Origin of the sequence: Actinoplanes sichuanensis, assembly GCF_033097365.1 — a bacterium.
GTDB lineage: Bacteria > Actinomycetota > Actinomycetes > Mycobacteriales > Micromonosporaceae > Actinoplanes > Actinoplanes sichuanensis.
Window position 1 is genome coordinate 4,310,258 of sequence record NZ_AP028461.1, and the last position, 13,115, is coordinate 4,323,372.

At 72.0% G+C, this 13,115-nt stretch carries 9 protein-coding genes; 4 read left to right on the forward strand and 5 right to left on the reverse strand.

The annotated features are described in order from the left end of the window. Positions 1-114 precede the first annotated feature (114 nt). From Q0Z83_RS19850 to Q0Z83_RS19865, 4 genes are all read left to right on the forward strand, one after another. Positions 115-1,338, forward strand: a complete 1,224-nt coding sequence (locus Q0Z83_RS19850; RefSeq protein WP_317795444.1) for an FAD-dependent oxidoreductase — start codon at positions 115-117, stop codon at positions 1,336-1,338. A gap of 69 nt (positions 1,339-1,407) precedes the next feature. After that, the gene (locus Q0Z83_RS19855; RefSeq protein WP_317795445.1) at positions 1,408-4,248 is read left to right on the forward strand and encodes an AfsR/SARP family transcriptional regulator; all 2,841 of its coding nucleotides are present in this window, start codon (positions 1,408-1,410) and stop codon (positions 4,246-4,248) included. Between the two features lie 74 nt (positions 4,249-4,322). Continuing rightward, complete coding sequence (locus Q0Z83_RS19860) at positions 4,323-5,198, forward strand: AfsR/SARP family transcriptional regulator (RefSeq protein ID WP_317795446.1); 876 nt, start codon at positions 4,323-4,325, stop codon at positions 5,196-5,198. 79 nt (positions 5,199-5,277) lie between these two features. Continuing rightward, entirely contained in the window at positions 5,278-6,204 is a 927-nt protein-coding gene (locus Q0Z83_RS19865) for a LysR family transcriptional regulator (RefSeq protein ID WP_317795447.1), read from the forward strand. A 9-nt stretch (positions 6,205-6,213) separates the two neighbouring features. Here the strand turns inward: Q0Z83_RS19865 and Q0Z83_RS19870 are convergent, their stop codons facing one another. The 5 genes from Q0Z83_RS19870 to Q0Z83_RS19890 form a co-directional block, all read right to left on the reverse strand. Beyond that, complete coding sequence (locus Q0Z83_RS19870; RefSeq protein ID WP_317795448.1) at positions 6,214-7,599, reverse strand: FAD-binding oxidoreductase; 1,386 nt, start codon at positions 7,597-7,599, stop codon at positions 6,214-6,216. A gap of 33 nt (positions 7,600-7,632) precedes the next feature. Then, on the reverse strand, positions 7,633-8,850 hold the full coding sequence (locus Q0Z83_RS19875; protein ID WP_317795449.1) for an MFS transporter: 1,218 nt from the start codon (positions 8,848-8,850) through the stop codon (positions 7,633-7,635). Between the two features lie 98 nt (positions 8,851-8,948). Next, positions 8,949-10,295 carry an amidohydrolase family protein gene (locus tag Q0Z83_RS19880; RefSeq protein ID WP_317795450.1) on the reverse strand — a complete coding sequence of 449 codons (1,347 nt, stop codon included), beginning with the start codon at positions 10,293-10,295 and terminating at the stop codon, positions 8,949-8,951. A 118-nt stretch (positions 10,296-10,413) separates the two neighbouring features. Next, the gene (locus tag Q0Z83_RS19885) at positions 10,414-11,412 is read right to left on the reverse strand and encodes a D-alanine--D-alanine ligase family protein (protein ID WP_317795451.1); all 999 of its coding nucleotides are present in this window, start codon (positions 11,410-11,412) and stop codon (positions 10,414-10,416) included. Positions 11,413-11,482: 70 nt separating this feature from the next. Beyond that, complete coding sequence (locus tag Q0Z83_RS19890; RefSeq protein ID WP_317795452.1) at positions 11,483-12,976, reverse strand: FAD-binding oxidoreductase; 1,494 nt, start codon at positions 12,974-12,976, stop codon at positions 11,483-11,485. Positions 12,977-13,115 lie beyond the last annotated feature (139 nt).

Consider the following 13,115-nt stretch of genomic DNA (forward strand, 5'->3'; position numbering starts at 1 on the left):
CTCCTGCTCGGTGGCGTGTCGTTGATGTGATGTCGATCGGCTGTCGGTTTTCCGACGGTCCACTGGGGCCGCACCGGAAGGAAATCCCCGCTGGCCTGTGGGACGGAGACTGACATGACCACCGTTGACGGATCTCGCGCCGTGGACGACACCGCGGCACTCCAGCGGACGGTGGCCGTGGTGGGCGTGACCTCGGCGTCCGATGTGCAGGCGGCGGTCCGGTCGGCGGCGTACCACCGTCGTCCGGTCATCGTCGCCGAGTCCGGGGCCGGGGCGCCGGCGGGCAGCGTGGTCATCGACACGAGTCGGATGCGGGAGATCCACATCGACCCGGAGACCCGGACCGCCCGCGTCGGCGCCGGGGTGTGCTGGCAACAGGCGCAGCAGGCCGCGGCGCACCACGATCTGACGGGGCTCGCCGCGTCGTCGGGCTCGACTCGCGTCGTCGGCTACACCGCCGGCGGTGGTCTGAGCCCCGTGCTGGGCCGGCGGTACGGGTTCGCCGCCGACCATGTGCGTGCCGTCGAGCTCGTGTCCGCCGACGGCGAGTTGCGGCGGGTCGACGCGGTCGGCGAGCCGGACCTGTTCTGGGCGCTCTGCGGCGGCGGGAGCGAACTCGGTGTGATCACCGCGCTGGAGTTCGCGTTGTACCCGCACGCCCATCTCTACGGTGGCGACCTGTGCTACGCCGCCGAACACAGCCGGGCGGTGCTCGACGCGTATCGGGAAGTCGCCGCCGCGGCGCCCGAGGACCTCACCGTCTCCTTCGCGTTTCTGCGGATGCCGGACCTGCCGTCGGTGGCGCCGACGCTGCGCGGCCGGTTCGGTCTGGCCGTACGCGTCGCCTGGCTCGGCGCCGTCCAGCAGGGTGAACAGCTGGTGAGGCCACTGCTCGACGCTGCTCCCCGTACGTTCGAGAACCTGACCGAGATGCCGTTCACCGACGCCTTCTCCGTTCACGGTGATCCCGGACCCGCTGCCGCGACCAGCCGGTTGCTGGGCGACCTGACCGATCAGGCCGTCGACGCCCTGCTGTCCGCGGCCGGCCCGGGACGGGACTTCCCGGCGGAGACCGTCGAGGTACGCCAGCTCGGTGGCGCCCTGAGCCGCAGTCCCCGCAGGCCGAACGCGGTGGCCGGACGCGACGCCCGATTCCGGCTGTCGGTGTCCGGGCTCGACCGTCGAACGAGCCGGCCACACCTGCGTGAGCTGCTGGACACCCTGTCGCCGTGGATCATCGGACCGCACACGGTCGATGACCGGCTGAGGGAGATCAAGGCCGCCCACGACCCGGCGAATCTGTTCCGGACCGCCCCGACCCGACGATGGTACGAGTGATCTGAGCTTCGTCCCCTCGCCGACCTCGGCTCCAAGTGCTTTCCGAGTCACGTCCCGATGATGGGTCGGATGTCGGGGGTACAGATGGATGCGGTCAGCACCACTACACGTTTCGCCGTGCTGGGTCCGCTGCGTGCCTGGCGCGACGACGAGGAGTTGCACCTGGGCACGCCCCAGCAGCGTGCGCTGCTGGCGATGCTGCTGGTCCGGGCCGGCAGCCCGGTGGTACTGAGCGAGATGATCGACGTGCTGTGGTCGCACGGAGCGCCGGCGACCGCGGTCAACGTGGTGCAGCGGTACGTGAGCCAGTTGCGGCGACTGCTTCCCGACGGGGCGCTGGCACGGTCGGCCGGCGGCTACCGCCTCGACGTCGCCGACACCGACGTCGACCTGCTGATGTTCCGGCGACTGCGGTCCGAGAGCGGGGCCGCGGCCACACAGGATCCGCACCGGGCGCTGGAACTCACCGTGGATGCTCTCGGCCACTGGCGGGGACCCGTGGCGGCCGGTGTCGACGAGGCGATCCGCAGCGCGCCGATGTTCGTCGCGGTGGGCAACGAACGTACCGAGGCCGCGTTGCATGCGTCCCGGCTGGCGTTGCACGTCCTCGCCGGCGACCGGGTCCTGCCCGCGCTGCGTACCGTGGCCGCCGCGGCGCCGCTCGACGAGCCGGTGCAGGCGGCGCTGGTCCGGGTGCTGGCCGCGACCGGGCGTCAGGCCGAGGCGCTGACCCACTTCGCCGGTGTGCGGCGGCTGCTGGCCGAGGAACTCGGTGTCGACCCGGGCGCCGAGCTGATCGCCGCGTTCAACGAGGTGCTGCGCGCCGAGCCGGCACCGGCCCCGCCACCGGACGCGGTCGCGGTCCGGTCCGCATCGGTGATCCGGCCGGCGCAGCTGCCCGCTGACCTGCGTACCTTCGCCGGGCGTTCGGACTGGTTGCGGCGGCTGTCGTCGTTTTTGAGGGCCTCGGCCGATACGACCACGGTCGCGGTCGCCGCGATCAGTGGGATGGGTGGCGTCGGCAAGACCACCCTCGCCGTGCACAGTGCGCATCAGCTTGCTTCCGCTTTTCCCGACGGTCAGCTCTACGCGAACCTGCGCGGATTCGATCCCTCGGTCAAGCGGGTGCCGGCGCAGGAGGTGCTGCGGGGATTCCTCGGTGCGCTCGGCATCAGCGACGCCGACATCCCGTCCGGCGTCGACGAGCAGGTCGGCCTCTACCGCAGCATGCTGGCCGGGCGCCGGATGCTCGTCGTGCTCGACAACGTCCGCGACTCCGACCACGCCCGCCCGCTGCTGCCCGGCACGCCCGGCAGCGCCGCCATCGTGACCAGCCGTGACCCGCTGACCGGACTCGTCGTCCGCGAGGACGCTCTGCCGGTCGCCTTGGACCTGCTCTCACCGGACGAGGCCCGGGCACTGCTCGCCCGCCGGCTCGGCCGGGAACGAACGAGTCAGGCCTACACCGAGGTCACCCGGGTTCTCCACGCGTGCGGAGGGCTGCCTCTGGCGCTGTCGCTGTTCTCCGCACGTGCGTCGTCCTATCCCGGTCAGGGACTGAGCAGACTGGCCGACGAGGTGGACGACTCACGGCGACGCCTGGACGGGTTCAGCCGCGCGGACGCCGAACACGACCTACGAGCGGTGTTCTCCTGGTCGTACGACCTGCTGAGCCCCGACACCGCACGGCTGTTCCGGCTGCTCGCCCTGCACCCCGGCGCCGGCTTCACCGTCGCCGCCGCCGCCAGCCTGCTCGGCACCCGGCCCGGCCACACCGACGTCCTGCTGCGTGAACTGTGCCGCGCCGGGCTGCTCACCGAACACCAGCCCGGCCGCTTCCGCCACCACGACCTCGTCCGCGCCTACGGCACCGAACTGCTCCGCGACCACGAACCCGAACCGGCACGCCGAGCAGCCGGCCGACGACTGATCGAGCACTACGCGCGCAGCCTGGTGGGCGCCGCGCATCTGCTCTACACGCTCCCGCCGCCACCGGTGGTCCACGAACGGGAACTGGACGGCGTCAGTTGCGAACGATTCACCGATCGCCGCGACGCCGAAGCATGGCTGGCCGACGAACGACCTGCCCTGCTGGTCGTCATCGACCGGGCCGCGGCCTCCGGCTCCGACGGCCTCGTCGTCAACATGGCCTGGGGCCTGGACCCCTACCTGCGGCGTCGCGAGCACTGGCCGGACTGGGAGAGCACCTATCTGAAGGCCCTGGACGCCGCTCGCCGCCTCGGTGATCAGGGTGTCGAGGCGGGCATCTGCTACACCCTCGGCTTCATCTACTGCGCGCAGAACCTGGCCGACGCCGACGCCAGCGAGAAGTACCTGCAGGAGGCCCTGCGGCTCTGCGCGGCCACCGGCAGGCACGAACTACAGGCTCGGGTGTGGATGATCGTCGGCGAGCAACGACTCCGGCAGGACCGGCCGGAGGAGGAACGCGCCGCCATGTCGGCGGTCGTCGACCTGTACCGGCTGGTGGAGGCCGAGGATCCGGGTCAGGTGCGACCCGACTTCGTCGCCTACGCCCACTGGCGGCTGGGTGCCCTCGACGACGCGTTGGCGTACGCCCTGCGTGCGGTCGACAGGCTGGCCGGCCGCGGCAGCTACTCCGAGGCGACCGCCTGGCAGACGCTCGCCTGCATTCACGCCGACCGCGGCGACCAGCAGGCGGCGCTCACCGCGAACGCCAGGGGCTGTGAGCTCTATCGGCAGCTCGGCGACGAGTACCTGGAGGGCCTGGCCCATGCCGACCTCGGTGCGGTTCTGCTCCGGACCGGTCAGTCCGGCACGGCTCGCGTGGTGCTCGGCAAGGCGATCACCATCCTGGAAGCCCTGGGCAGCTCGAAGGCCACCGAGGTCCGGCGCATGCTCGCGGGCCTCGCCGCCGGCCAGGCCGGTTGACCTCGTGGTCGACGGGTTGTCGTTCAGTCTTCGATCAGCCTTCTTACCGGTGGGCTTGCGTACGGTCCTCACCCATGAGCAACGATGCGATGCCCGACCCGCAGGCCCTCCGATTCTCGGTACTGGGACCGGTACGAGCCTGGCGCGGGACGGCAGAGGTCGCGCTGGGTTCCCCCCAACAGCGCAGCACCCTGGCGATTCTGCTGCTGCACGAAGGTACGACGGTCACGATCGAGCAGCTGACCACGGCCCTCTGGGGCGCCGAGAAGCCCCCGGCCGCGGTCGCCACCGTGCGTACCTACGTCTCGCGGCTGCGACGGCTGCTGGGATCCGGCGCGAGGATCAGGTCCACCGCCGGCGGATACGCGCTGTCCGTACCACAGTCTGCTCTTGATCTGACGCAGTTGCGCCACCACCTCGCGCTGGCGGCGGCGAGCACCCGGGCGCAGGATCCGTCCGCCGTGGCCGAGCACCTGGAAGCCGCTCTGGCGCTGCACCACGGCATGCCGCTCGCCGGCGCCGGTGGGCCGTACGTGGAGAACCAGCGCATCCGTCTCGAGCAGATGCTGTGCACCGTCGCCCTGGACCTGATGAGCGTGGAGGTGTCCCGGGGCCGGCACCGCGAGGTGCTGCCGGACCTCACCGCCATGGTGAAGGAGCATCCGCTCCGGGACCGGGTGCACGAGCTGTACATGACCGCGCTGCAGCACAGCGGCCGGCAGGCCGACGCGCTGGCCCACTACCAGCAGACCCGACGGCGCATGGTCGACGAGCTGGGCGTGGAGCCCGGCGCGCGGCTGCGGGAGCTGCACCGGCGCATCCTGGAGGGCACGACGACCGCCGGGGTTGCGCAGCCGCACCGGCATCCGGCGCGGGCGGCGCGGCTGCATCAGGTGCGGGCCCGGCGGCAGGCGTCACGGGCGCGGTACGCGGTGGCCCGCGACCGCTGAACCGGCTGCACGATCGACAGCGGGTCGACACCGATGTGGTGTCGACCCGCTGTCGATCGTGATCCGGGATAGTGGGCCGGTGGAACTCCGCCAGCTCGAATATTTCGTCGCCGTCGCCGAGGAGGGCAGCTTCACCAAGGGCGCCCGCCGTGTCCGTGTCGCCCAGTCGGCGGTGTCCGCCACGATCCAGAAACTGGAACGGGAACTGGGTGTGCCGGTCTTCTCCCGGGAGGCCGCCGGGATCACCCTCACCGACGCCGGAATGGCCCTGTTGCCCGAGGCGCGGGGGTTGCTCAGCGCCGAACGGCGGGCCCGCGACACCGTCGATCAGGTACGCGGCGGTCTGCGGGGAACGATCCGGATGGGGACCCTCACCTCGATCGCCGCCCGTCCCGCAGGCCGCGGGCTGATGGTGATCGACCTGCCGCAGGTCCTCGGCCGATTCCACGTCACCCATCCCCTGGTGACCTTCCAGCTGCGTACGACACCGCGCGGTTCAGCCGGGCACCTGAGTTCCATCCTCGCCGGTGACCTGGACCTGGCTCTGGTGTGCACCGTCGAGCGGCCCGACGGCATCCGCCTGCACCAGCTCGGGTCCATCCCGCTGTGTTTCGTGTGCGCCCGGCGTCATCGGCTGGCCGACGCCACCTCGGTGAGCCTGGAGGACCTCGCCGACGAGACCTTCATCGACTTCCCGCGCGGTTGGGGCAACCGGACGATGACCGACCGGGCGTTCGCCGCCGCGGGCATCGTGCGCGATGTGCCGTTCGAGGCCGCCGACCAGGACACCGCGCTGGGACTGGTGCGCAACGGCCTCGGCGTCACGCTGCTGCCGCGGGTCGGCAGCGAGGAGGACGGCATCCGCGTGATCGACGTCGACCGGCGCGACCTCGACCTGCCGGTGGCCGTGGCGCTGCCCACCGACCGGCAGCCGTCGGCGGCCACGGCGGCGCTGCTGGCCAGCATTCTGCGTGCCGCCGGCCGATCGGCCGGCGGCACGGTGTGACGATCGGCCTCAGTGGCCGGGTGCGATGTTGTGGTTGATCCGGAACATGTTCGCCGGGTCGTAGGCCGCCTTGACCTGCTGCAGACGCTCGAACGTGGCCAGCGGGTAGGCCGCGGCGACCGCCTCCGGCGTGACGTCGTAGCCGGTCAGGAAGTTGATCAGCTTGTGTCCGGTGGTCCACGGGCCGAGCGCGTGCGTCACGGTCTGCAGCGGCATCCGTACCGCATCCTTCATGCCCGGTTCGGCGACGGTGGCCACGAACAGGTTGAACCCGGCGTTGCGGTGTTCGACGGCGCTGGGGACCCGTGGCTCGCGGGCGAGCGCGCCACCGAGCTGACGAATCTCGACCATCAGGACCGGCAGCGTGACGTCCGGTCCGGCGGCGGCGAGCAGTGCGGCGGCCGCCTCCGCCGGGAAGTCGGCGAGTTCGGCCGACGTCTCGTAGGCGGGCATCGGGTCCACCGGGTCGGCATGGATCGCCGCGACCGTGGTGAACGGCATCGGGCCGACCGCGTCGATGAGCGCCGGAGCGGCCGCGCGCAGGGGCGCTACCAGGCGCTCCCCCTCCTGCGTCGAGCCGGCGTAGGCGATCCGCACGTGCACGGTGAAGCGGCCCCGCAGCGGCTCCGGCACGAACGGCAGCGGCGGCAGCCGCAGGAAGGCGATCGAGGCGGTGAGCTCGTCCGGGGCGCCGGCGACCAGGTGCCGGTACGCGTCGAGGACGGCGGCGGCGTGTTCGCCGGTGAAGAACAGGCCACCGCCGTAGATCTCGGTGACCGGGAACAGGTTGATGGTCAACGCGGTCACGACGCCGAAGTTGCCCTTGCCGCCGCGGATCGCCCAGAACAGGTCGGGTTCGGTGACCGCGTCGATCGTACGCAGTTCGCCGTCGGGTGTGACGACCTCGGCGGAGACGACGTGGTCGGCCGCGTAGCCGTGCAGCCGGCCCAGCATCGGGCTCAAGCCGCCGCCGAGAACGAAGCCCACGACGCCGACGTTCGGTGACGAGCCCGCCAGCGGGGCGAGGCCCTCCTCGGCCGCAGCGTGGATCAGGCTCTGCATCTCCACGGCGGCGCCCACGGTGGCGGTGCGGGCGGCCGCGTCGACGGTGACGGCGTCCATCCGCCGTACGTTGATCAGGACCGCGCCGTCGGCGGACACGAAGGCGCCGTGGCCGGTGGCGACGACAGCGACCGGCAGGGCGTGCGCCGACGCGAAGCGGATCGCGGCCTGGACGTCGCTGACGCAGGTGGCACCGACGGCGACCACCGGCTGGTGGGACAGCGAGAGGTTCCAGGTGGCGACCTCCGCGGCGTACCGCTCGTCGCCGGGGATCAGCACCGGGCCGACGACCTCGGCGGTGAGTTTCGCCAAATCAGTGGCATCGATTGTCATGTGCTCTACTCCAGGTTGGGTTAAAAGGGTGGATCAGGGGGTGCGAGCCGGGCGGAACAGCGGCCGTGCCGCGGCTGCCAGCAGGACCACCAGGCTGGTGGCGAAGACCAGCACCGAGGTACGGGTATCCAGGTGCTGAGCGGCGAGCCCGAGGCCGAGAACGGGCAGTGCAAGGCCGAGGTAGCCGACCAGGAACAGCCCGGCGAGAGCCTCACCGCGGGCGGCGGGTTCGGCCAGGATCGCGGCGGTGGTGACCGAGGCCTTGAAGGCGGCGCCGGCGCCGGCGCCGGTGAGCAGGCCGCCGGCCAGGAAAACCGCGAAACTCGGCGCCCAGATGCCGGCGATCAGGACGGCCAGGCCGACGATCAGGACCGGGACGGCGATACGCAGCTGGACCCGCAGGGCGAACCCGGCCAGCATCAGGTTGCCCGCCACGCCGGCGGCGAAGACCGAGAACGCCACGAGTCCGGCGACGGCGTGCGAGCGCTGGTCGAGGACGCCGACGAGAAAGCCCGGCGCCAGCGAGGTGAACAGGCCGAAGATGGCGAACGCGGCGAACGCGGTCAGACACGCGGCGGCGTACCGGCCGCGGTCCGCGGCGGGCACCGAGACCCGCTGCGGACGCCAGCGCACGTCACGGCGCTGGACGGTCTCGCGGGCGGCGAAGGTGCCCGCCACCGCCAGCGCGAGCAGCACCTCGAACACCAGGTACGGCACGACGAGCGGGCGCGGGGCGTATTCGGCGAGCAGGCCCGCCACCAGCGGCCCGAGGCCGATGCCGCCGATGTTCGCGGCGGTGGCGACCACGTCCGCCCGGCGCCGGCTCGCGTCCGGCCGCTGTGCCAGGTGCAGTTCCATCAGGTACGCGGTGGCGGTGGCGGTCAGCAGCCCGACGCCGAGGCCGGAGAGGAACCGGCCGGCCAGCAGGCCCGCCAGCCCGGGCAGCAGGAACAGCCCACCGGAGGCCATCGCGATCAGCAACGCCCACCGCATGACCCGGCGCCGGCCGAGCCAGTCCGAGACGTGCCCGGCGGTGAAGACACTCACCGCGACACCGACGGCGTACGCCGCGAAGACGACCGTCACGGTGAACGAGCCGAACCCGTCGCGCCGCTGGTAGAGGACGTAGAGCGGGGTCGGGGCGGCCGAGAACGCCATCATCACCGCGAAGGCGTAGGCGATCGGCCAGAATCCGCCGCCGCGGACGGTCCGCACCGGTGATGCGGTGCGGACCTTGGTGGTACTGGACACGGAAAGCTCCTAGTTCGAGAGTCGGTGAGGCAAGCCTCGTGGCGGATCAGGCCGTCGGCTGCCGGAACTTCCTCTCGGTCCGATCGCGATCGGCGATGTCACACGACGGTGGAGAGGCCGGTGACGGCTGCCAGCAGCCGGTCCCGCGACGAGCGGGCCGCGTCGCGCACGCCGCGTGCGTCGACACCGACCAGCTCCCCGCCGCGTTTGCGGAACTCGCCCTCGACCAGAACGGTGTGCACGTCGCGGGCGTCGGCGAACGTCACGGCGGCCTCGGTCGGCTGGGCCAGCCGCAGCGGTGATCGCGCCACGTCGACGCAGATCACGTCGGCGCGCTTGCCGGGAGTCAGCGAACCGATGCGGTCGTCGAGGCCCAGCGTGCGGGCGCCGTCGATGGTGGCGAACTCGATGGCCTCCCGCGTGGTCAGCGGGACCGTCTCCGGCGCGCTGCCGGCGGTCAGCTGACGGTCGTACTGGCGCAGGCGTTCGGCCTCCAGCACGGCACGCATCTCGTCGAACATGTTGCTGGGCACGCCCGCGACGACGTCCACCGACAGGGCCGGGCGGATACCGGCTTCCAGCAGCCTGCCGGTGGCCGGGAAGCCGTGACCCATCATCATCTCGACCCGCGCCGACACGGAGGCGTGCGCGCCGCTGGCGGCCAGCATCTTCAGCTCGTCGTCGGTGGAGGTGTTGGCGTGCAGGAAGATCAGGTCGGGGCCGAGCAGGCCGTGGTCGTTGAGCTGGGTGATCGCCCGCTGGCCGCCGAGCAGGCCGATGCCGACGTGCATCGACGCGCGGACGCCGAGGTCACGGGCGAGTGCCAGGTCGTCGGCCGTGGCTGCGATGGTCGCCATCTCCGGACCGCGGATCGCCAGGGCCAGAGTCAGCAGCTGGTCGGTGGAGTTGAAGTACCGGGTCGCCACCCGGCGTGCGTCGTCGGGGTGGCGCAGGTCGCTGCCGACGTACCAGGCCGGATCGTGGGTGGGGATGCTGTGCCCGAACACGGCGCGGATGCCGGAGGCGCGCAGCGCGTCCACGGCGGCGTCGGCGTGCTCGGGGGTGTTCATGATGTGTGCCCAGTCGAAGAGGGTGGTCACCCCGCTGTCGAGGGCCTCGACGGCGCCGAAGTGTGTGCCGTCGCGGACGTCCTGCGGCGTGAACATCGGCGACAGCCGGCCGATCACGCCGGTGAAGTACTGGTTGAGCGTCCAGTCCGCGGCGACCTGGCTGAAGGCGCCCTGCCAGGTGTGCCGGTGGGTGTCGATCAGGCCGGGCATGACGACCATGCCGGTGGCGTCGACGAGTTCGGCGTCGGGGGCGCTGATGCCGGTGCCGACCGCGGCGATGCGTCCGTCCTGGATCAGGACGTCACCGCCGATGTGGTCACCGACGCCGGGGTCCATCGACAGGACGTGACCGCCACGGATGAGTTTGCGAGACATCATCGGTTCCTTTCAGATTTGAACGTATTCAGGATCGGGGGATGCGGCGGCGACGCCGTACGCCGTTGCCGCTGGGGCCGATCGGGATCGGCGATGGGCGCGACGACTCCCGGCGCGGTCACCGGCGCAGCGCGGTGTCCAGCAGCACGGTCAGCAGTCCGGTGAAGGACAGACCGGTGGCTGCCCAGATCCGTGGCACCGGTGACCTGGCGGTCAGGTCCGGTACGGTGCTCACCCCGTGCAGTACCGGCGCCGTGTCCTCGTCGGCGAAGAAGTCGACGCAGGCCTGTCCCCGGCAGTCCAGCGCCCGGTACGCGTGCACCGCCTGCGCCCGCAGCAGCTCGTCCAGGGTGGGATCCAGGCGCGCCGGTACCCGCAGGACGGTGTCGCGGTCGCCGTAGCGGGCCAGATGGTCGAAGAACGCACGGCGCTGCGGCAGGACGATCTCCAACGGCGGGCCCGCCACCACCCGGCCGTCGGGGTGGGCGAGAACGGCGACGCCGATCTCGCGACCGGTCACCTCGGGTTCCACCAGCACCTTGACGTCGCCGGCCCGCGCCAGCGCGACCGCCGGCGACAGATCCGGCCAGCAGGTCACACGCGAGACACCGATACCGCAGCCACCGCGGGCCGGTTTGACGAACGACGGCAGACCCAGCCGGTCGCGGTCGGCCTCGGACAGGTGGTCGCGCTCGCCGAGCACGACGGTGTCGGTGACGGTCAGCCCGGCGGCCGCCAGCAGCCGGCGGGTCACCTCCTTGTCCAGGGCGGCGGCGGTCGACAGCACACCGCTGCCGACGTACGGCACACCGATCAGCTCCAGCAGAGCCTGTACGGTGCCGTCCCCGCCGCAGCGGCCGTGCATCACCGGGAACGCGACGTCGCAGCTGCGCAGCACGTTCTGCGCGTGCGTCAGCCCGCCGAGCGCGCAGTCGACGGTTCCGGGCAGCGGCTGACCGTCGACCAGCCACTGCCCGGTCCTGGTCACGTAGATCCCCACCGGGTCGAACCGGTCGCGGTCCAGATGCCGAAGGACCGCGGCAGCCGAGGCTCGGGAGATGTCGTGCTCCTGGCCGCACCCGCCGTACAGCACGGCCACCTTCGCCTTGCGTGCCATCGGGTCCTCCGTGAGAAACCGTCACGGCCCGGCCGGTGGGGCAGGTCGGCCGGGCCGTGACGGTGGCCGGTCAGGCGGGCGGGATGTTGTGGTTCAGACGGAACAGGTTGTACGGGTCGACCCGGCGCTTGAGTCTGCGCAGCCGGCGGTAGACGTGATCCGGGTAGGCGTGCGAGACCGCCCGGGTGGAGGCCTCGTCGACGCTCATGAAGTTGAGATAACTGCCACCGGTGCTCCACGGCCGCATCAGCCGGACCACCCGGTCCAGCGCCGCACGCAACGCGGGCACCTCGGCCGGGCCGGTCACACCGGCGCCGAACAACGTGAACCCGGCGTCGCGGTGGGCGACGGCACTGGCATGACGCGGCTGCCGGGCCAGCGCCCCGCCGAGGTGGCGGACCTCGACCATCGTGATCGGGTACGGCGCACCCGGTCCCGCGGCAGCGACCAGTGCCTCCACCGCGTCCCCGGTGAGCTCGGAGAGCAGCGCGGTCCGCTCGTACGCCGGCACCGGTCCCGCCGGGTCGCTGTGGATCGCGGGGAAGGCCGAGTACGGCTGCTGCGTGACCATGTCCAGCAGCGGTGTGGCGATCGCCCGCAGCGGCCGGACCAGTGCCTCACCGGTGTCCTGCCGGCCGGTCCAGCAGATGCGCAGGCTGACGATCGCCTTGCCGCGCAGTGGCGGCGGTGAGGACGGATCGTCCGGGATGTTCATCAGCGCCACCGACGACGACATGGCCTCCGGCACGGTCCGCACCCAGCGCCGGTAGGCGTGCAACAGCCGCTGCGCGTCCTTGCCGTCGAAGATGATCGCGCCGCCGTAGAACGTCGAGACCGGGAACAGGTCGAACTCGATCCCGGTGACCAGGCCGAAGTTGCTCTTTCCACCGCGGACACCGAAGAACAGCTCGGGGTCGTTCGCGCCGGTGACGGTGCGCAGCCGGCCGTCCGCAGTCACCAGGTCGATGCTGCGCACGTGGTCGGCGGCGTACCCGTACCGGCGGCCGAGAGTGGGACTGAGCCCGCCGCCGAGGGTGTAGCCCACCACGCCGACGGTCGGGGTGGAGCCGTTGAGCCCGGTCAGTCCCTGGGGCAGGGACCGGTCGAGAACGTGGGTCCACAGTGCGCCCGCCTCGACGCGTGCGGTGCGCCGCCGGGCGTCGACGGTGACCTCACGCATGTTCTTCGTGCTGACCAGGATCGCGTCGCGGCCGATCGGCACCGACGGCTGGTGGCCGGTGGCGAGCACCGCGATCGGCGCCCGCCGCTGGGCGGCCAGCCGCACCGCGAGTTGCACGTCGCGGGCGTTCTCCGCCGCGATGACCAGGCCGGGGGCCGGGGTCTGGACCAGGTTGAAGCCGGCGACCGCCGCGTCATAGCCGGGCCGGCCGGGCAGCAGCGCCCGGCCCTTGAGGCCGGCCGGGGCGCACAACGGGCCGGGTCCGCCGGCCTGCGCCGGCTCGCCGGTGGTCAGGACGCCACCCAGCACGGCGGTGGCGCCGGCGGCGGCGCCGAGGCCGAGTACGTGACGCCGGTCGACGCCGATCGAGTCTTGCTCGGTCATGGTGCTCCGTTCGCTCGGATGTCCGCACCAGGACACCGGCCGGATGTCGACATCCGATCGCCGCCGGATCGACGGCCGCGGCGAAACGCGCGGTGGACACGAAGTGGCCTTCCGGATGAACAACGGCCTTGCCGATGAT